Raw genomic sequence first — 21,127 nt, 5'->3', positions numbered from 1 at the left:
CCTTATATTATACCACGCCACGCAATATCACGCAATATTAAATTTTGAAAATTGACAAAAAAATAAGCCTATATCAAGGCTTGCGGGCATTTTTGTTTTAAGAAAGTGTCAAACTTCCGATATTTATGTATATTAAAATAAACTTTATCAAGGATAAGTTGATATGGAATAATTATAAATTATTTACCGAAATAATGAAAAAGAAAAGATATGCAAAAGTTTTTTTGCGTGTTATAATAGGTGATGTATATAAAAAATGGGGCAACTACAATTAAGGGGGAAGTCGAATGAAAAAAGTAAAAATAGCGTTACTTGGATTTGGTAATGTAGGACGTGGAGTGTGGAAGATACTTCAAGCTAATGGAGAAGAAGTAGCTAAACGTTCAGGATATAAGGTTGAAATTGCTAAGATATTAGTAAGAAATGCAAATAAAGATAGAGGAGTTCAAGTTCCTGATGAGATAGTAACTACTGATTTTAATGATATCTTAAATGATGATTCTATCAAAATAGTAGTAGAAGTAATGGGAGGCGTTGAGCCTGCAAGAGAATACATGTTACAATGTATGGATAAGAAGAAACATATAGTAACAGCTAATAAGATGTTACTTGCTAAAAACGGTGATGAACTATTCCAAAAAGCTGATGATATGGGAGTAATGTTTAATTACGAAGCAAGTGTTGCAGGTGGAATTCCTATAATAAGTGGAATAAATGAAAGCTTAACAGCTAACAAAATAAAAACTTTATATGGTATAGTTAATGGAACAACAAACTACATCCTTAGCAAGATGGCATTAGAAGGAAGCAAATTTGAAGATGTACTAAAGGAAGCACAAGAAAAAGGATATGCCGAAGCAGATCCTACATCAGATGTAGAAGGTTATGATGCACAATATAAATTAGCTATATTATCTTCATTAGCATTTGGTACTAAGATAGATGTTGATAAAGTATATAGAGAAGGAATAACTAAGATAACTGATACGGATATAGAATATGCTAGAGAATTTGGATTAGTTATTAAATTATTAGCTATAGTTAAAGACGTAGATGATAAATTAGAGCTTAGAGTTCATCCAACAATGATACCAGAAACTCATCCATTATCAAATGTTTCTGATTCATTTAATGCGGTATTCTTAAATGGTAATGCAGTTGGAGATTTAATGTTCTATGGAAGAGGAGCAGGAGAATTACCAACAGGTAGTGCAGTTGTAGGAGATATTATAACTATACTGAGAAGTAATATTGATATAGAAAATCCAATTCCAGTTGTTAAGAATAACTTATGGGATAGAGAAATAATATCTATGAATGATGTAGAAAGCAAATACTATATAAGAGCTACTGTTATGGATATACCTGGTGTCCTTGGAGAAATGACTGCAATCTTAGGTAAGAATAATGTAAGTATAAGAACTGTTATTCAAAAAGGAGATAAAGCTAATGAGGAAGTAACATTAGTTTTAACTACTCATAAGTGTAAAGAAGAAGAAATTCAAAATGCAATAGCTGGATTAGAAAAGATAAAAGCAGTAAAAGGTATAGACAATTTAATTAGAATAGAAGATTTTAAATAAAAACATAAAAAAGAGGCTGTTATACTTAAAATGATGAGTGTAATGGCCTTATTTAAAAATAAATAATGGTAAAAATACATAAAAATTGGTATAATATAAACGGTAAGAATTTGTAATGACAAATTATTGAGAAAGATACATATTTATAGAAAGAATGTTATAATATAAAATATAGTGAAGGGTAAAAATTAATTTTGTATAAATAAATGATTAATTAAGTTTAAATATATCTAAAAAAATTGTAATATAAAATAAATATTGTATAATTAAAGATATTAACAAAAGTTTATTTAGATTAAATTGGAAGGTGAAAAATTAATGAAGATATCTAAAAGAATATCAGTGGTATTTCTATTTAGTGAAATTATAACTACATTAATGTATATAGCCGTTTATGTATGGAAGATTCAAGGGATTTCATTTAGAGAATTATATACTAATAAAGGATATTTAAGTGATATAATAGCTATTTTTATTATTAACATGTTAGCACATATTATTATAGCTTTATTTGTAAATAAAATAATAACTAAAAAAGTAAGATCCATAGAAATTCAGATTAGTTCTATTAATAAAAATAGCGATGTAAAAGGTAGAATAGAAGATGTTTCGGGAAATGATGTTTTTTCAGAATTAGCAAAAGATATAAATAGCATGTTCCAATCTATAGAAGATCAAAATAATACTATTATTTCAAATGAAAAGAAATATAGTAGGTTAGTAGATGGATTAGATAATGGATATGCTTATCTTAAGATGTTAAGAGATGAAGAAGGAAATGCTAAGGATGCATTTATAGTTGAAACTAACACATCTCTTGGGAAGATGCTTAATATGTCTAAATCTGATCTTATAGCAGGTAGTTTTATAAAGATATTTACACCTTTTATAAAAGATTCAGAAATAGTGCCTAAGATATTAAAAACTATGGGCGCTAAAAATCAATCGGTATTCAGAAATTCTGTAAGACTTGGTGTTGATAAGTGGGCGTATCTTACAGTATATCCTATAGAAAATGAATTTTTTGCGCTTATATTTACAGATATTAGTGAAAATAAAAGATTTGCTGAAGAAATGAAGCATATAGCAAACTATGATGTTCTAACAGGAATTCAAAATAGATTTAGTTTGTATAATTATATGGAAGAATTAAAAAATAATGATAAAGATTTCTGTATTTATTACATTGATTTGGACAGATTTAAACAGATAAATGATACTTTAGGTCATAATGTTGGAGATGAAGTTTTATGTAGAACAGCAGAAACTGTCCAAAATATGGGCGGAGATTCGTTTAATCTAGGTAGATTAGGTGGAGATGAATTTTTAGGAATACGAGAAGGTGTGTATACTATAGAGGAAATAGAAGCTTTTGGAAATGAAATTATTCGCAATTTAAATGCAGTTGAAAGTTATAATGGTTATCCATATAAAATTGAAGCGAGTCTTGGAGCAAGTAGATTTAAAGTGGATAGTAGCGATATAGAAGGTTTATTAAAGTGTGGAGATATAGCTTTATATAAGAGTAAAAAATCTGGAAGAAATAAAATAAAGGTTTTTGATGCTGAAATGAGAAAAGAAGCTAAATTCCAAAGTGAGATAAAAAATGCTATACAAAATGGTGATTTAGAAGTATATTTTCAACCTGTATTAAATGTAAAAGAGGACAAGATATGCAGTGCAGAAGCGTTGATGAGATGGAATAAATTTGGAGAAATAGTTGAGCCAAAAGATTTTGTTGAAAGTGCAAAAGAAAGTGATGATATAATAGATATAGACAAGTTAGCTTTTGAAGAATCGTGTAAGTTGTGTGGAGAAAAAAGACAACAAGGAATTGATGATTATAAAGTTGCATTTAATGCATCAATTAAATTTTTAAAACAAAAGAATTTAATTGAATATATAAAAGAAAACTTGAAAAAATATAATGTAACACCAAGTTCCATAAAAATAGAGATAACAGAAAAAGAAATGGGAAATGATTATAATAAAATACTTCCTATTTTAAAGGAATGTAAGAATTTTGGAATGGAAATTGCTTTAGATGATTTTGGTGTTGGTCAATCTACTTTTTCATTTTTAAAGACATTCCCTATTGATACAATTAAACTAGATAGAGAATTACTTAAAAAGATGGAAGTAGATAAAAAAACATTAGCAGTTATATCAGCTCTTATAAATTTAGCTCATAATCTTTCTTTGGAGGTTGTAGTTGAAGGTGTTGAAAATCAAGAGCAATTTAGGCTGTTAAAAGATTTGCAATGTGATTATATGCAAGGATATGCAATATGCAAGGCATTACCAAAGAACGAATTTTTGAAAAAGTATTAATTATATATTTTGATGATTAATATCAAAATTATATGCTTAAGTAAATAATATAATGTCATTAAGCATTTACTAATATAATAAAAAAGAGTAAAGATCTCTAAATACTATAAACTCGTTAAAGCTCAGATGGTATAGTATTTTTAACGGGATCTTTACTTTTTTATTATAAAAATACTAAATTCTATTATATATAATTTACTTGAATTAATAATATTGCTACTAATAAAGAAAAACATAATATTAACATTATCAAATAACATTGAATTTTTTAATTGAGCATTTTCAAAGATGAATATCTCCCGGAATACAAAACAATGTCGAAAAAAAGCATTGTTGATATGAAATTATTAATATAATTATAAAAAGAATGAAAAATAATAACAAATTGACAATCAAATGTATAATTAATGAAAAAATATTAAAAAAATTATAATTGAGTTGATAAAAAAATAAAAACTGATATAATGCTGTAATATAATAATAATTTACAAAAGATGAAGAAGGAGATAAGCAATGAATAGGGAGAAAAAAGACAAAAAGATGAGTTTCATCGAGAATATAGGTAAGAAGATACCTGATCCTGCTATAATATTTGCAGTGTTTTTTGTAGTAGTTATGATTTTGTCTGTTTTAATGAGTGGAGTGTCATTTGAAACACTACAAGCAGACGGCTCTACTATTACATATAACATTAAGAATATGTTTAAGGCAGAGAATTTTAGATGGATTTTAGATAATGCGCTAGTTACTAACTGGTTAGCATATGGTGGGGGAGTACTTGGTACAATACTTATTGTAATGTTTGGAGTAGGAATTGCAGAAGAGTCGGGGCTATTAACAACTCTTATTAAGAAGATTGGGCTGAAGGTTTCTGATAAGTTTTTACCATTAGTATTAGTGTTTTTAGGTATTATGAGTAGTATAGCAACAGATGCGGGGTATTTAATATTAGTTCCTCTTGCTGGATTGTTATATGCTGGACTTAAGAAGAATCCTCTTATTGGTATGGCAGCAGCCTTTGCAGGAGTGTCAGCTGGATTTAGTGCCAATCTTATACCGGGTACACCTGTAGATGTAATTGTAGGAAAGAATGCACAAGTATTTGCAGAAGGGCAAGGAGTACCGTTTGTAACAGCGGAAGGTGTAGCTATTAATCCAGCTACTATGCATTATTTCTTTATTGTAGTATCTACTGTGTTATTATCAATTGTTGGTTATATTGTAACAGCTAAGATAATAAAGCCTAGATTAGAAAAAGAAACATATGTAGTTCCTGAAGAACTAGATATCGATGATTTTACAGTGAAGAAAGAAGAAAATGCAGCATTAAAGTGGGCAGGAATAGGATTTTTAATTGCTATTATAATAATAATTGTATTAATTTTTGGACCGTTAAAAAAATATATAGATGATTCAGGAAATACAGTTAAACCATATATGGATAATATAATATTACTTATTACATTTGCATTTTTTGTTCCAGGAGTAATGTATGGAATTAAAATGAAAGAATTTAATAAACCTATAGATGTGGTAAATGCACTTGCAAAACAAATGAGTAATATGGGATATGTTTTAGTGCTTACATTTATATCTTATAACTTTTTAGCGCTACTTAGCTATTCTAATTTAGGAACATATATAACATTTTTAGGAGCAAAGGCTCTTCAAGGATTAGGGCTTGCAGAACATCCTATATTATTATTAATAGGATTTGTTATAATAACAGCTATTATCAACTTATTTGTTGGAGGCTTAACAGCAAAATGGATGTTATTAGGACCTATATTTATACCTATGTTATATCAAGTAAACTCAGCACTTACGCCAGATATGGTGTCTGCAGCTTATAGAATAGCTGACTCTTCAACTAATGTAATTTCGCCACTTATGACTTATGCTGGAATAATACTTGTATTTATGAAAAAATATAAGCCAGAATATACTTTAGGTGATATGATTAAGCTAATGTTACCATATTCAATGTCATTTTTAGTATCATGGTTGATACTTCTTATAGGGTTCTTTGTATTTGGAATTCCACTTGGTTTTTAGATTAATATATGTAGAAGCAATAAACAGAAATAGTTTATTGCTTCTTTTGCTTATATGGAAAATGATAGTTTGATTTTAAAATGAAATTACATTTTATTCTTATATAATAAAATTGTACAAAAACATTACCTATGATAAAATAAAAAAAGAATAAGATGCAAGGAGAAGATTGTATGGAAGAAAAGACTAATGTTATGAGATTATTAGAACAAAAGAAGATAAAATATACTAGTCATTGTTACAAGGATACAGATGCAATATCTGGCACAGAAGTAGCAAGTGTGCTTAATCAAGATGAAAATAGAGTTTTTAAAACATTAGTTACAGTAGGAAAATCTAAAAATTATTATGTTTTTGTCATTCCAGTTAATAGAGAATTAGATTTAAAGAAAGCAGCAAAGTCTGTAGGAGAAAAATCAATAGAAATGTTAAAATCTAAAGAGTTGTTACCACTTACAGGATATGTACATGGAGGGTGCTCTCCAATTGGTCAAAAAAAATTCTTTAAAACTACTTTTCATAAGACTTGCGAGGACTATGAAACAATATGCTTTAGTGCTGGAAAAATAGGGTATCAAGTTGAAGTTAATGTTAAAGATTTAACAAAAATTATTAGATATCAAATTAGTGATATTGTTATTGATAAATAAAATAATTAATTACATTTGTTATATAGTACATAAATTGAGAGGATAAAGCGATTAACAAGCTAGATTTAAATATATTTTTTTAAGAGTTTACAAAAAAATATAAAATAAATTAACATATTTTAGAAAAAAATTAAGACAAATAATATTTTAATATGATAAAATAATAATTATGATATATTGATTATTTTACGAAAGAGGTTGAATAAATATATGTATAATAGTAATAAATTCAATAACTTATATAGTTATGAGGGTGAATTAGGGGCATTATATTCAAAAGATAAAACAAACTTTATCTTATGGGCACCAACGGCTACTAATGTTAGTCTTATGCTTATAAATAAAGAAAAAGATAATACAGTAATAAAAATGGAAAAGGGTAATAAAGGGATTTGGTCAATAGAAGTAAAGGGCGATTTACATGAGCAATACTATAATTATTTGGTAGAAGTAGATGGCAATGTAAATGAAGTTGTTGATCCATATGCAAAAGCTGTAGGGGTTAATGGCTTAACATCTATGGTAGTAGATTTAGAAAGAACTAACCCAGAAGGTTTTGAAAATGACAAACGACCACATTTAGAAAGAATAATAGATAGCGTCTTGTATGAGATGCATATAAGAGATTTTTCTATTGATGAAAATTCAGGAGTTACTAAAGAATATAAAGGAAAATATAAAGGCGTATGGCAACCAGATACTACAATTCCTGAAAGTAAAACTAAAACATGTTTAGCACATTTAAAAGAATTAGGTGTAACAACAGTACACTTAATGCCTACTTTTGATTATTGTACAGTTGATGAAAGCAACCCAGATGGACAATATAATTGGGGATATGATCCTCAAAATTATAATGTCCCTGAAGGTTCGTATTCCTTAGATCCTTTTAATGGATCAGTAAGAATAAAGGAATTTAAAGAGATGGTTATGAATCTTCATAAGGCTGGAATAAGAGTTGTAATGGATGTTGTTTATAATCACACTTATGCATCAAAAGATTCAAATCTTAACAAAGCAGTTCCTAACTATTATTATAGACAAGCTCCTAATGGTGAATTTTCAAATGGTTCTGGCTGTGGAAATGAATTAGCGTCTGAAAGAACTATGGTTAGGAAGTTTATATGTGATTCAATAGTATATTGGGCTAAAGAGTATCATATAGATGGATTTAGATTTGACCTTATGGGACTTGAAGATATTCAAACAATGAAAGAGTTAAGATTTAGATTGAATAAATTTGACAAAACTATAATTCTATATGGAGAAGGTTGGACAGGAGGATTATCACCACTTCCAGAAAGAGATGCAGCATTAAAATATAACACAATAAAATACGCAAGTTCTCAAATTGCATGTTTTAATGATAATATAAGAGATGGGATAAAAGGACATGTTTTTGATACTCATGAAAGAGGATTTATAAATGGACAAGAGGGTTTTGAAGAAACTATAAAGTTTGGAGTAGTAGCTGCTACTTATCATTCTCAAATTAATTATAAGATGGTTGCAAATTCAAAAGATCCATGGGCAAATGAACCTTATCAAACAATAACTTATTGTTCAGCACATGATAATTATACTTTATGGGATAAACTTAAAGTGAGTACAAATGCTAATGATGACTATTTAGTAAAGATGAATAAATTAGCAGCAGCAATAGTGTTCACATGCCAAGGAATTCCTTTTATTCAAGCAGGAGAAGAATTTGCTAGAACAAAAGTTAATCCAGATGGTTCATTAAACGAAAATAGTTACAATGCACCAGATAGTGTAAATAAATTAGACTGGAAGAGAAAAGAACAGTATAAAGATTTATTTGATTATTATAAAGGATTAATAGCAATGAGAAAAAGTCATAAAGCTTTTAGAATGGATAGAAATAGTCAAATACAAGATAATATAACATTTTTAGATACTAATTATGCTAATGTTATAATGTATAATTTAAATGGTGATGAAGTAAAAGATAAATGGAAACAAATAGTTGTTATTTATAATGGAAGAGATGAAGAAGTGTATGTTGATCTTCCTGGAAATCAATATGTAGTTGTTGTTAATGAAAATGCAGCGGGAAATGAAAAACTTGCTGAAATAAATGATTATAAAGCAAGAATACCTGCAAAGTGTGCATATATATTAGTAGATAAGAAAAGTTTTGAACAAAATGAATAAAAATTAGAAAAAGTCACATCATATAAATATGGTGTGGCTTTTTTGGCTTTATAGAAAAAATATAAAAGTGTTAATATTATTAAATAGTAGGTTATGAAGCTATTTTTCTGCTTAATAGAAATAAGATTTATAAAAAGGTTGAAGAAAAATGAAAGAAAATGATAGAAAATAAATGAAAGTGATTTACTTTGAATGAAAATGGATGTATTATAATATTGAAGGAGGGGTGAAAATGTTAACACAAGAGAGATATGATAGAATACTTACATTGTTGACAGAAAAAAAGTCAATAACGGTCAATGAACTGGTTGAAGCGCTTGATACCTCTGAATCTACTATTAGAAGGGATTTGAATAATCTAGACAAGAAGAATTATTTAAAAAAGGTACATGGTGGAGCTGTCCTTGTAGAAAATGATTTTAGTAATATAGAATATAACGTGATAGAAAAAGCTAGGGTAAATACTTTCGAGAAGAAAAAGATAGCATCTTATGCTGCTAGTTTAATAAAAAAAGATGATTTTGTATTTATAGATGCAGGAACAACCACAGATTATATGGTTGATTATATTACAGAAAAGGGTGCTCATTATGTAACTAATGGAATTATTCATGGCAAGAAACTTGCCGCTAGAGGATTTGATTGTATTATAATAGGAGGTAAAATAAAATCAGTTACAGAGGCTATTGTAGGTATAGAGGCAGTTAGTAATATTAAAAGATTTAATTTTACAAAAGGTTTTTTTGGAACTAATGCTCTTAATAATGTATCAGGATACTCAACTCCAGATATTGAAGAAGCACTTGTGAAGGAAGAAGCAATAAAGCATTCTAAGAAAGCTTATGTTTTAGTAGATGATAGTAAATATAATAAAACTTCATCCATAACTTTTGGTGAGTTACAAGATGCAACTATCATAACTAACAAGGACGTAGGTCAATATAACAGATATACAAAAGTAATAGAGGTGATAAGAGATGATATATAGTGTAACTTTTAATCCGTCTTTAGATTATATCATGAATGTAGATAAATTTTCAGCAGGTAAAGTTAACAGATCTAAAAAAGAAGAAATATATGCAGGAGGAAAAGGAATAAACGTTTCTATAGTATTAAAAAATTTAGGAATTGATAGCGTAGCTCTAGGATTCGTTGCAGGTTTTACGGGAGATAATATCTTAAATATAATAAATGATTATGGATGCAATACAGATTTTATACACTTAAAAGAAGGTTTATCTAGAATTAATGTTAAGCTTAAGGGTCCAATAGAGAGTGAGATAAATGGTAATGGTCCTGATATAGATAAAGATTCATTAGAAGAATTATTCATGAAACTTGAGAAACTTCAAGATAATGATATATTAGTTCTAGCAGGTAGTATACCTAGTTCACTTCCAGAAGATATATATGAAAAAATAATGCAGAGATTACAAGATAAAAATATCAAGATAGTGGTTGATGCTACGAAAGATTTATTAGTGAATGTGTTAAAATATAAACCATTCTTTGTAAAACCTAATAATCATGAGTTAGGGGAAATATTTAATAGAGAATTAAAAACAGATGAAGAGATAATTGAATGTGCCAAGAAACTACAAGATATGGGTGCAGAAAATGTTCTTATTTCTATGGCAGGAGATGGGGCAATACTTGTAGGAAGTGATGGCAAGGTATATAAAAGTAACGTGCCTAAGGGAAAATTAATTAATTCAGTAGGTGCAGGAGATTCTATGGTAGCAGGATTTATAACAGGGTACTTAAAAAATAATAATTTAGAAGAAGCATTAAAGATGGGAGTTGCAACAGGAAGTGCAAGTGCATTTTCAGAATATTTAGCAACTAGAGACACTGTAGAGGAATTATTAAAACAATTATAAAAGAGCAAATGAAAATTTATGTAAAGGAGATGTTATTATGCGTATAACAGATTTGTTGAAAAAAGAAGGTATAGAACTAGATGTAAAGGTTAACAACAAAGCAGAAGCCATAGATAAATTAGTTGATTTAATGGATGCAACTAATAATCTTAATGATAAAGAAGAATATAAGAAGACTGTATTAGCTAGAGAAGAACTTAGTACAACAGGTATTGGTGATGGAATAGCTATTCCACATGGAAAAACAAAGGCTGTATCAGAAGCAGGACTTAGTTCTATGGTAGTAAAAGATGGCGTAGATTATGATTCTTTAGATGGAATGCCAGCTAAATTATTCTTTATGATTGCAGCTCCAGAAGCAGCTGATAATTTACATCTAGAAGTTTTATCGAGATTATCAACAATATTAATGGATGAATCCTTTAGAGAAAAATTAATAAATGCAAAAGACAAAGATGAATTTTTAAGGTTAATAGATGAAAAAGAAATAGAAAAATTTGAAACAAAGGAAGAAGAAACAGGATCTGGTTATAGAGTTTTAGCAGTAACTGCTTGTCCTACAGGAATAGCACATACTTATATGGCAGCTGAGAGCTTAGAGAACAAAGCAAAAGAAATGGGTATATCTATAAAAGTAGAAACAAATGGTTCTGGAGGAGCTAAAAATGTTCTAACAAAAGAAGATATAGATAATTGTGAATGTATAATAGTTGCAGCAGATAAAAAAGTAGAAATGGCTAGATTTGATGGAAAGAAAGTTATTATTACTAAGGTTGCTGATGGAATTAATAAAGCTGAACAGTTATTAACAGATGCAACTAGTGGAAATGCACATATATATCATTCAAAAGATTCTGATTCTTCAGAAAGTGATGGAGCAGAAGAGGAAGAAAGTATTGGAAGAAAGATATATAAGGATTTAATGAATGGTGTATCACATATGTTACCATTTGTAATTGGTGGTGGAATATTAATAGCACTTTCATTTTTATTAGATAACTATGAAATTAATCCTAAAAACTTTGGAAGTAATACACCGGTTGCAGCATTTTTTAACACAGTAGGTAATGCAGCATTTGGATTTATGTTACCAATATTAGCAGGATATATTGCAATGTCTATAGCAGATAGACCAGCACTTGCAGTAGGTGTTGTAGGTGGTTATTTGGCAAACAAAGGTGGAGCAGGATTCATAGGAGCATTACTTGCAGGGTTTATAGCAGGATATTTAGTTCTTGGATTAAAGAAATTATGTAGTTATTTACCTGATTCCTTAGAAGGAATAAAACCAACCTTATTGTATCCGGTATTAGGTATATTAGGAATTGGATTTATTATGATAATTATTATTAATCCTCCAGTATCAGCAGCAAATGCTTGGTTAAATAATGCATTAGAATCAATGGGTGAAAGTAGTAAGGTGTTACTTGGAGTATTATTAGGTGGAATGATGGCTATAGACATGGGTGGTCCATTTAACAAGGCAGCATATGTATTTGGTACAGCATCATTAACAAGTGGTAATTATGTAATTATGGCATCTGTTATGGCAGGTGGTATGGTTCCACCATTAGCAATAGCATTAGCAACAACATTTTTCAAGAATAAATTTACTAAAAAAGACAGACAGTCAGGCTTGACTAACTATATTATGGGATTATCATTTATTACAGAAGGTGCTATTCCTTTTGCAGCAGCAGATCCTTTAAGAGTTATACCTTCTTGTGTAGTAGGTGCAGCAACAGCAGGAGCATTAGCAGCATTCTTTGATTGTACATTAAGAGCACCTCATGGTGGTATATTTGTAGTACCAGTTATAGGTCACCCATTCGGATTTATAGCAGCAGTTGCTATAGGTTCTATAATAGGAGCAATAATACTTGGAATAGTAAAGAAACCAGTTAATGAATAAAATTATATACACATTGAAATAATAAAAGGGAGATTATAATTTGTAATCTCCCTTTTATTATTTTTATATTAGAGAGGAGTAGTAAGTATTGGAATATTTATTATTAGTTATAGGATTTATTTTACTTATAAAAGGTGCAGATGTGTTTGTAGATGGTGCATCTAAGATAGCTAGAAAGATAGGAATTCCATCTATTATAGTAGGACTTACTATTGTTTCAATAGGAACTAGTGCACCTGAACTTGCAATTAGTATAATTTCTGCTTTAGATGGGAATGGTGGTATAGCTATAGGGAATGTAATAGGTTCTAATATGTTTAATGCATTAGTTGTATTAGGAGCTACTTCTGTTATATCACCTATTATATTTAAGAAGACAACAGTTAAGAGAGATTATGTGGTTGATTTATTTGCTACTATATTAGTGTATATATTAACTTTTGGATTTAGTATGAGGGATGGAGATTTGTCTAGAATGGATGGAGTAATATTATTATTTATATGTATTATATATATGATATTACTAATTCGTATTGTGAGAGGGAGAGATTTACGCAATGAGAATAGAGATGAGAATATAAATATATTTAAAAATATTATTGTAAGTATAATTGGAATTATAGGGATAGTAATTGGAGGAGATATGGTGGTAGATAATGCTACTGTTATAGCTACAACACTAGGTATGAGTGAGAAGTTAGTTGGACTTACAATAGTTGCGATGGGAACATCTCTTCCAGAATTAGTTACATCTATAGTTGCAGCTATAAAAGGGGAAAAAGAAATAGCATTAGGCAATGTATTAGGGTCTAATATATTCAATTTGTTGTTAATAATAGGAACCTCCTCTGCTATATCACCATTTATAGTTTCTAAATCTCTTATAGTAGATTTTATTATACTAATTATTTCAACAATATTAATAGGTGGCATGATTTTTTTAAACAAAAAAGACATAAAGAAAATTACAAGGATAGAAGGCGTGATGTTGCTTGCTATATATGTGTGTTATCTTATATATATAATAACTAGAAATTAAATATATAATTAGTTTGCGACATAATAAATTAAATTTGTATTTACAAATATGGTAAAATACAATAGAATTAATATTTATAGGGGATAAAATGGTAAAAAAGATTTTGAAATCTGATTTGGACAGAGCATTAACTCTTTGTAGAAGAGTTTTTGATAGATTTCAGAGAGAAGATTATGGAAATTTAGGTACATTAGAATTCTATAGGTATACAGAATGGAATAGCATAAAGAATAAGATTTTATATGATGATTTTGTTATTTTTGGATTTTATCTAATTGATGAATTGATTGGAATAATAGCTATAAGAAATCGTAAACATATTTCATTATTATTTGTAGATGAGCCTTATCAACATATAGGAGTTGGAAGAATTTTAGTTGATTATTCAAAGGCATATTGTAAAAAAAATAATATAGTTAGGAGTTTATCTGTTAATTCGTCTATGTATGCTATGGAATTTTACAAAAGATTAGGGTTTAGTATAAAAAATAACATTATAAGGGACAAAAATGGCATAAGGTACATTGTTATGACTTGTATAATATAATTTTAGGGAGTGGTATATTTTATGAAAGAAACATTTACAAACGGAATTGAAGAAGCTTTTGATAATTTGTATACAAAAGGAGCTTTTTTTACAGTTGGAGACGAAAAGAAAGCCAATACAATGACAATTAGTTGGGGATCTATAGGATATATGTGGAGAAGACCTATGTTTATGGCTATGATAAGAGAATCTAGATATTCTAATGAATTCTTGGGATTAGGAGAAACTTATACAGTAAGTATTCCATATGGTGATAATAAGAAATCTGCACTTGGAATATGTGGTTCAAAGTCTGGAAGAGATATAGATAAAGAAAAAGAAGCTAAAATTAAATTTATACCAGGAAGAATGGTTTCAACACCTGTTATAGAAGGTTGTGAAAAATATTATGAATGTAAAATAGTATTAAAACAAGAAATAGATTTTACTGGTATGAAAGATGAAATACAAAAAGACTTCTATCCTGAAAATGAAACTAAACATGTTTTATATTTTGGTGAAATAGTTGCTGAATATTAAAAGATAATTATTATAAAAGTAGTATATATGTAATACATTAAGTGAAAAATATTTGCATAAAATATTTTTGATAAAGAAATAGGTTACATAAGATATACTACTTTTATTTATTAATACATAAATGCTTAAAATATACATAAAATGTAATGAATATTGACAATTATAAATTGATATAGTATATTTTGATTATCAAAATATTTGGAGGAATTTTGTATATGGAGAAAAGCAAGCAAGTATTGAATGAACTGTTTGTTGAACTTTTTAATGATATTTCAGCTATAGAGGAAAATACATTGAAAAATGGTGTCTTATCAGATTTATCGTTAACTGAATTGCATACAATTGATGCAATAGGCATGTATGGAGAGAAAACTATGGGAAGCATTGCTGAGAATTTAGATATAACTCAAGGAACTCTTACTATTGCAATTAATAAACTAATCAAAAAAGGATATGTAGCAAGGAGAAAATTAGAAAAAGATAAGAGAGTTGTAGTGGTGTGGGCCACTAAAAAAGGTAAGATAGCATATAGACTTCATAGGAAGTTTCATTCGGATATGATTTCAATGATATTAGAAGAAATTAATGAAAAAGAAGAGGCTGTACTTATAAATGCCTTAGATAAATTAAATATGTTTTTTAAGGAAAAGTATTTACAAAATAATAAGAGGGATGTGTAGTATGAAAGGAATTAACATTAAGGGGATAGGGGCATATTCTCCTGAAATGATAGTGACAAATGATAAACTAAGTGAAATTGTTGATACAAGCGATGAATGGATAACAAGTAGAACAGGAATAAAGGAGAGAAGAATTTCACAAGGAGAAGATACATCAGAAGTTGCAATAAAGGCAGTTAATATGGCTTTAGATAGAGCTCAAGTAAAACCTGAAGATGTGGATTTAATAATAGTGGCAACTGTTACACCTGATAATTTTACACCTTCAGTTTCTTGCATAGTACAAAAAGAAGTACAAGCTAAAAATGCAGTAGCATTTGATATAAATGCTGCATGTTCAGGATTTATATTTGCATTAGATATAGGAATATCTATGATGAACTCAAACAAAAATATTAAAAATGCAGTAATAGTGGGATCAGAAGTGTTATCTAAAATAATAGATTGGAACGATAGAAGTACATGCGTGTTATTTGGCGATGGATCAGGGGCAGTGGTATTATCAAGAGATGATAGTAATGAAGAGAAATTGTACTCATCTGTATTAAAATCAGAAGGTGAAAAGGGAGAATGCCTAGAAATTGGTGCAAATGATGTTGAAAATCCTTTCGTTTTAGGAGATAATAATAAAAAGAATAAAAAATTAGCAATGATGGGAAGCGCAGTATTTAAATTTGCGTCTGTTGCCATAGTCGATTCTATACATCACTTATTAGAAGAAAACAACTTAACATTAGATGATGTAGAATATATAGTTCCTCATCAAGCAAACTATAGAATTATAGATTTTGCTGCTAAGAAATTAAAAATTTCAACAGATAAATTTTACCTTAACTTAGATAGATATGGTAATACATCTTCAGCATCAATTCCATTGGCATTAAATGAAATGTATGAAAATGGGTTATTAAAAAGAGGAATGAAGATTATTATGGTAGGTTTTGGTGGAGGACTTACTTGTGGGGCAGTTCTTATTGAATTGTAAAAAATAAAAATATATTATATATTTTAAATATTAGGGCAATAATTTAATGTGTTAATGGAGGTTTTAATATGATATTTGAAGAAATTAGAGAAGTTATATGTGAACAATTAGAAGTTGAACCTGAAAAGATAAGTTTAGAAACAACATTTGAAGATTTAGGTGCAGATTCATTAGACTTATTTCAAATAATAGTAGAATTAGAAGATAAGTATGGTATTCAATTAGAAGATGCAGAAAGTATAAAAACTGTTGAAGAAGCAGTAAGTTATGTAAAAAATGCATTAGCAGAAAAAGATAAGCAATAGAAAAGAAATAGATAAAGAATCGGGTTAATCATGATAGCATGAATAGCCCGATTCTAAATGAATTATTATTAGTTTTGGAGGATTATATGAAAAATAATAGAGTTTGTGAAATTTTAAACATTGAAAAACCAATAGTTCAAGGAGGTATGGCATGGATTGCTGATGCTTCTTTAGCTGCTGCTGTAAGTGAAGCAGGCGGACTTGGAATTATTACAGGAACAGCACCTATTGAATGGATAAGAGAACAAATCCATAAGGTTAGAGAATTAACAGATAAGCCATTTGGAGTTAATGTAATGCTTATGACACCACATGCAGAGGAAGTTGCAAAATTAGTTTGTGAAGAAAAAGTTCCTGTTGTTACTACTGGAGCAGGAAGCCCAGGAAAGTATATGGAAATGTGGAAAGAAAACGGAGTGAAGGTAGTGCCAGTTGTTGCATCTGTAGCTTTAGCTAAGAGAATGGAGAAATTAGGTGCTGATGCAATAGTCGCAGAAGGAACAGAATCAGGTGGACATATAGGACAATTAACTACAATGGCATTAGTTCCTCAAGTAGTTGATGCTGTAAATATACCAGTACTTGCAGCAGGTGGAATAGGTGATGGAAGAGGAATGGCAGCAAGCTTTATGTTAGGCGCTGAAGGAGTACAAATAGGAACAAGATTTTTAGTTGCAAAGGAATGTACAGTTCATCAAAATTATAAAGATAAAGTACTTAAGGCAAAAGATATAGATACAGAAGTTACAGGATTATCAACAGGACATCCAGTAAGATGCTTAAAGAACAAGATGGCGAGACAATTTAAAAAGCTAGAAAGCGAAGGGGCTTCAGCAGAACAACTAGAAGAATTAGGTGCAGGTGCTCTTAGAAAAGCAGTTGTTGATGGTGATATTGATAATGGATCAGTTATGGCTGGACAAATTGCAGGTATAGTTAATAAGGAACAAACTTGTAAAGAAATAATAGATGAAATAATGGAACAATTTAATAGCAAAATAAAATAGTTGTGGAGGAAATTATGGAAAGTAATAAAATTGCATTTTTATTCCCAGGTCAAGGAACTCAATATATTGGTATGGGAAAAGAATTGTATGAAAATATACCAGAATGTAAAGAATTAATAGATAGAGGAGAAGAAATATTAGATATGCCTATTAAAGACATATTATTTAATGGACCTGATGAAGTTCTTACTGCAACAGAGAATTCACAACCTGCTATAGTTCTTATGTCTTTAGCATGCTTAAAAGCATTAGAGATTAATGGTATAGAAGCAGATTATACAGCTGGTTTATCATTAGGAGAATATGGATCTCTTGTATATGGAGGTGCTTTAACATTTGAAGATGGTTTAAAGCTTATTAAGGAACGTGGAAGAATTATGGGAAGTGCTCTTCCAAAGGGATTAGGTAAAATGGCTGCAATAATGAAACTTGATGATGAAAAATTTCAAGAATTACTAAAAAGGGCAGGAGAATATGGAGTATGTGAAGGTGCAAACTACAATTGCCCAGGCCAAGTAGTAATAGCTGGAGAAAATGAAGCTATAGAAAAGGCAGTAGAAATAGCACAAGAATTAGGTGGAAGAGGAATCTTATTAAATGTTTCAGGACCTTTCCATAGTTCATTACTAAAAGGTGCAAGTGATACTTTTTATGAAACAATAAAAAAAGTAGATATTAAGCCATTTAACAAGGTTGTATATTCTAATTTAAAAGGAGCTCCATATGAAGATTCTGATGATGTAAGACTTATACTTAAGAAACACATTATGTCATCTGTATATCTTGAAAAGGCGCTTAGAGATATGATTGCAAAAGGTGTAGATACTTTTGTTGAAGTAGGACCAGGTAAAACAATGAGAGGGTTCTTAAGAAAAATTGATAGAAACTTAAAAGTATATAATGTAGAAGATATTGAATCATTAAACAAGACAATTGAAGCGTTAAAATAATTGGAGGTAAGTGAATGTTAAAAGGAAAAACAGCCATAGTGACTGGAGCATCAAGAGGTATAGGTAAAGCAACAGCTTTAAAATTAGCTTCATTAGGTGCTAATATTGTTCTTAATTATAGAAGCAACGAGGAAGAAGCTTCTAAAGTAAAAGAAGAGATAAAAGCTTTAGGCGTTGAAACAATAATGGTTAAAGCAGATATATCTAAGATGGATGAAGTAGAAAACATGATAAGTACTGCAAAAGAAAAATTTGGAACTATTGACATAATGGTAAACAATGCAGGAATAACTAAGGATACTCTTATTATGAGAATGAAAGAAGAAGATTTTGATTCTGTAATTAATGTTAATTTAAAAGGAGTATTTAATTGTTTAAAATGCATAACACCAATTATGATGAAACAAAAGTCAGGAAAAATAATTAATCTTTCTTCAGTGGTGGGTATTACTGGAAATGCAGGTCAAGTTAACTATGCTGCATCAAAAGCAGGAGTAATAGGAATGACTAAATCTTTGGCAAAGGAAATAGGTTCTAGAGGTATAAATGTAAATGCAGTAGCACCAGGATTTATAGAAACTGATATGACTGATGTGTTAGGTGAAAAAGCAAAGGATGAATACAAGAAAGGAATTCCATTAAGAAAACTAGGTAAGCCAGAAGATGTTGCAAATGTGATAGCATTTTTAGCTAGTGATGCAGCAGATTATGTTACTGGCCAAGTAATTCACGTTGATGGTGGAATGGTTATGTAGGAGGTAAAAGATGAGTGAAAGAAGAGTAGTTGTTACAGGTATGGGAGTTGTTTCTCCGATAGGTAATGATGTAAATTCATTATGGGAATCAATTAAGAATGGTAAGAATGGAATAGATTTTATAAAGCAAATAGATACAGAATTTTTAGATGTTAAAATAGCTGGAGAAGTAAAAGACTTCGATCCTACACTTTATATGGATAAAAAAGAAGCTAAAAGATCAGATAGATTTCAAATATTTGCTATAGCAGCAGCAACTCAAGCGATAGAAAATTCAGGTATTGATTTAGAAAAGGTTGATAAAAAGAGATTTGGTGTATTTGTAGGTTCAGGTGTAGGTGGATTGCATACTATGACTGATGAGACAACTAAAATAGCTAATGCACCATCAAAGAAAGTATCTCCTTTTTTTGTACCTATGACAATAATTAATTTATCAGCAGGACAAATTGCTATAAAATATGGATTAAAAGGACCATGTACTTCAATGGTAACAGCATGTGCTACTGGAAACAATTGTATTGGAGAAGCATTTAGAGCAATAAAACATGGTTATGCTGATTATATGATAGCTGGTAGTTCAGAAGCACCGATAACTAGAATGGGTGTAGGTGGATTCTCTAGTATGAAGGCTTTAAATAAGAGTAATGATCCAGAAAGAGCATCTATTCCTTTTGATAAGGAAAGAAGTGGTTTTGTTATGGGCGAAGGTGCTGGAGCTTTAATATTAGAATCACTAGATAGTGCTCTTGCTAGAGGTGCTAATATATTAGCTGAAGTTGTAGGATATGGTAGTACATGTGATGCATATCATATAACATCACCATTACCAGATGGTGAAGGGGCAGCAGATTCTATGATACTTGCTATGGAAGAAGCAGGTATTGAACCTTCAGAAGTTTCATACATCAATGCTCATGGAACATCAACACCATTAAATGATAAATGTGAAACATTAGCAATAAAGAAGGCATTTAAGGAAGTTGCATATAACATTCCGATATCATCTACAAAATCTAGCACAGGACATTTATTAGGTGCTGCAGGTTCTTTAGAAGCTGTAATTTGTGTGGAAGCAATATTAAATAGTTTTGTTCCACCAACAATTGGATTAAAAGTTAAGGATGAAGAATTAGATTTAGATTATGTACCATTAGTTGGTAGAGAAAAAGAATTAAATTATGTTATGTCAAATTCTTTAGGTTTTGGTGGACATAATGCAACTTTATTATTAAAAAAATACGAATAGGTATTTAGGAGGCAAGGGAAAATGGACTTTAATGGCATAAAGGAAATACTAGAAATGGTTAATAATTCTGACATAGCATTATTTGATTATACAACAAATGATGGACATTTAGTGTTAGATAAGTCATTAACAAGAAGTAATTCTAAGGATACTGTAGTAGCACAAGATGTGAATACAGATATCAAACAAGAAGAGGTTAAAAATACTGTATCTACTGTAGTAGAAAATAATACTGTAGAACCTGCTACTACAGAAGAAGAGGGACTAACTGTAATAACTTCTCCAATGGTAGGAACATTCTATAGTTCACCATCACCTGATAGTGAAAATTATGTTAAGGTAGGAGATACAGTAAGCAAAGATCAAGTATTATGTATAATAGAAGCTATGAAGTTAATGAATGAAATTCAAAGCGAGTATACTGGTGAAATAAAACAAATACTAGTTAAGAATGGTGACATGGTAGAATATGGTCAGCCGTTATTTAAGATAAAGGAGGCTTAAG

General features: G+C 29.5%; 19 protein-coding genes. All 19 read left to right on the top strand.

Annotation, left to right across the window (positions count from 1 at the left end):
- Positions 1-287 precede the first annotated feature (287 nt).
- Positions 288-1,583 (top strand): homoserine dehydrogenase, encoded by a 1,296-nt coding sequence (locus KQI77_RS06305; protein ID WP_216389435.1) that lies wholly within the window; start codon positions 288-290, stop codon positions 1,581-1,583.
- A gap of 318 nt (positions 1,584-1,901) precedes the next feature.
- Complete coding sequence (locus KQI77_RS06300) at positions 1,902-3,914, top strand: bifunctional diguanylate cyclase/phosphodiesterase (RefSeq protein WP_216389434.1); 2,013 nt, start codon at positions 1,902-1,904, stop codon at positions 3,912-3,914.
- Positions 3,915-4,427: 513 nt separating this feature from the next.
- Positions 4,428-5,969, top strand: coding sequence for an AbgT family transporter (locus KQI77_RS06295; protein WP_216389433.1), 1,542 nt, complete (start codon positions 4,428-4,430; stop codon positions 5,967-5,969).
- 173 nt (positions 5,970-6,142) lie between these two features.
- Entirely contained in the window at positions 6,143-6,619 is a 477-nt protein-coding gene (gene ybaK, locus KQI77_RS06290; protein ID WP_216389431.1) for a Cys-tRNA(Pro) deacylase, read from the top strand.
- A 210-nt stretch (positions 6,620-6,829) separates the two neighbouring features.
- The gene (pulA, locus tag KQI77_RS06285) at positions 6,830-8,794 is read left to right on the top strand and encodes a type I pullulanase (protein WP_216389429.1); all 1,965 of its coding nucleotides are present in this window, start codon (positions 6,830-6,832) and stop codon (positions 8,792-8,794) included.
- 232 nt (positions 8,795-9,026) lie between these two features.
- The gene (locus KQI77_RS06280) at positions 9,027-9,782 is read left to right on the top strand and encodes a DeoR/GlpR family DNA-binding transcription regulator (protein WP_216389427.1); all 756 of its coding nucleotides are present in this window, start codon (positions 9,027-9,029) and stop codon (positions 9,780-9,782) included.
- A complete protein-coding gene (pfkB, locus tag KQI77_RS06275) occupies positions 9,772-10,674 on the top strand; it encodes a 1-phosphofructokinase (protein ID WP_216389426.1) in 903 nt (300 codons plus the stop codon). Before KQI77_RS06280 ends, pfkB begins: the two co-directional genes overlap by 11 nt.
- 37 nt (positions 10,675-10,711) lie before the next feature.
- Positions 10,712-12,586: a fructose-specific PTS transporter subunit EIIC gene (locus KQI77_RS06270; protein ID WP_216389424.1), complete on the top strand. Its 1,875-nt coding sequence runs from the start codon at positions 10,712-10,714 to the stop codon at positions 12,584-12,586.
- Between the two features lie 88 nt (positions 12,587-12,674).
- Positions 12,675-13,625: a calcium/sodium antiporter gene (locus KQI77_RS06265; protein WP_216389422.1), complete on the top strand. Its 951-nt coding sequence runs from the start codon at positions 12,675-12,677 to the stop codon at positions 13,623-13,625.
- Positions 13,626-13,713: 88 nt separating this feature from the next.
- Positions 13,714-14,172, top strand: a complete 459-nt coding sequence (locus KQI77_RS06260) for a GNAT family N-acetyltransferase (RefSeq protein WP_216389417.1) — start codon at positions 13,714-13,716, stop codon at positions 14,170-14,172.
- 21 nt (positions 14,173-14,193) lie between these two features.
- A complete protein-coding gene (locus KQI77_RS06255; protein ID WP_216389416.1) occupies positions 14,194-14,691 on the top strand; it encodes a flavin reductase in 498 nt (165 codons plus the stop codon).
- Positions 14,692-14,906: 215 nt separating this feature from the next.
- Positions 14,907-15,371: a MarR family winged helix-turn-helix transcriptional regulator gene (locus KQI77_RS06250; RefSeq protein WP_216389415.1), complete on the top strand. Its 465-nt coding sequence runs from the start codon at positions 14,907-14,909 to the stop codon at positions 15,369-15,371.
- Between the two features lies 1 nt (position 15,372).
- Positions 15,373-16,356 carry a beta-ketoacyl-ACP synthase III gene (locus KQI77_RS06245; protein ID WP_216389414.1) on the top strand — a complete coding sequence of 328 codons (984 nt, stop codon included), beginning with the start codon at positions 15,373-15,375 and terminating at the stop codon, positions 16,354-16,356.
- Positions 16,357-16,424: 68 nt separating this feature from the next.
- Entirely contained in the window at positions 16,425-16,661 is a 237-nt protein-coding gene (gene acpP / locus KQI77_RS06240) for an acyl carrier protein (protein ID WP_216389413.1), read from the top strand.
- 86 nt (positions 16,662-16,747) lie between these two features.
- A complete protein-coding gene (fabK, locus tag KQI77_RS06235; RefSeq protein WP_216389412.1) occupies positions 16,748-17,668 on the top strand; it encodes an enoyl-[acyl-carrier-protein] reductase FabK in 921 nt (306 codons plus the stop codon).
- Between the two features lie 14 nt (positions 17,669-17,682).
- Positions 17,683-18,618 carry an ACP S-malonyltransferase gene (fabD, locus tag KQI77_RS06230; RefSeq protein ID WP_216389411.1) on the top strand — a complete coding sequence of 312 codons (936 nt, stop codon included), beginning with the start codon at positions 17,683-17,685 and terminating at the stop codon, positions 18,616-18,618.
- A gap of 14 nt (positions 18,619-18,632) precedes the next feature.
- On the top strand, positions 18,633-19,373 hold the full coding sequence (gene fabG, locus KQI77_RS06225; protein ID WP_216389410.1) for a 3-oxoacyl-[acyl-carrier-protein] reductase: 741 nt from the start codon (positions 18,633-18,635) through the stop codon (positions 19,371-19,373).
- Positions 19,374-19,383: 10 nt separating this feature from the next.
- A complete protein-coding gene (gene fabF / locus KQI77_RS06220; RefSeq protein WP_216389409.1) occupies positions 19,384-20,622 on the top strand; it encodes a beta-ketoacyl-ACP synthase II in 1,239 nt (412 codons plus the stop codon).
- A 21-nt stretch (positions 20,623-20,643) separates the two neighbouring features.
- Entirely contained in the window at positions 20,644-21,126 is a 483-nt protein-coding gene (accB, locus tag KQI77_RS06215) for an acetyl-CoA carboxylase biotin carboxyl carrier protein (protein ID WP_216389408.1), read from the top strand.
- Position 21,127 lies beyond the last annotated feature (1 nt).

Source organism: Clostridium sp. MSJ-8 (assembly GCF_018918325.1).
Taxonomy (GTDB): domain Bacteria; phylum Bacillota; class Clostridia; order Clostridiales; family Clostridiaceae; genus Clostridium.
The sequence above is the reverse complement of the archived record's forward strand: the minus strand, read 5'-3'. Positions and strand labels throughout refer to the sequence as shown.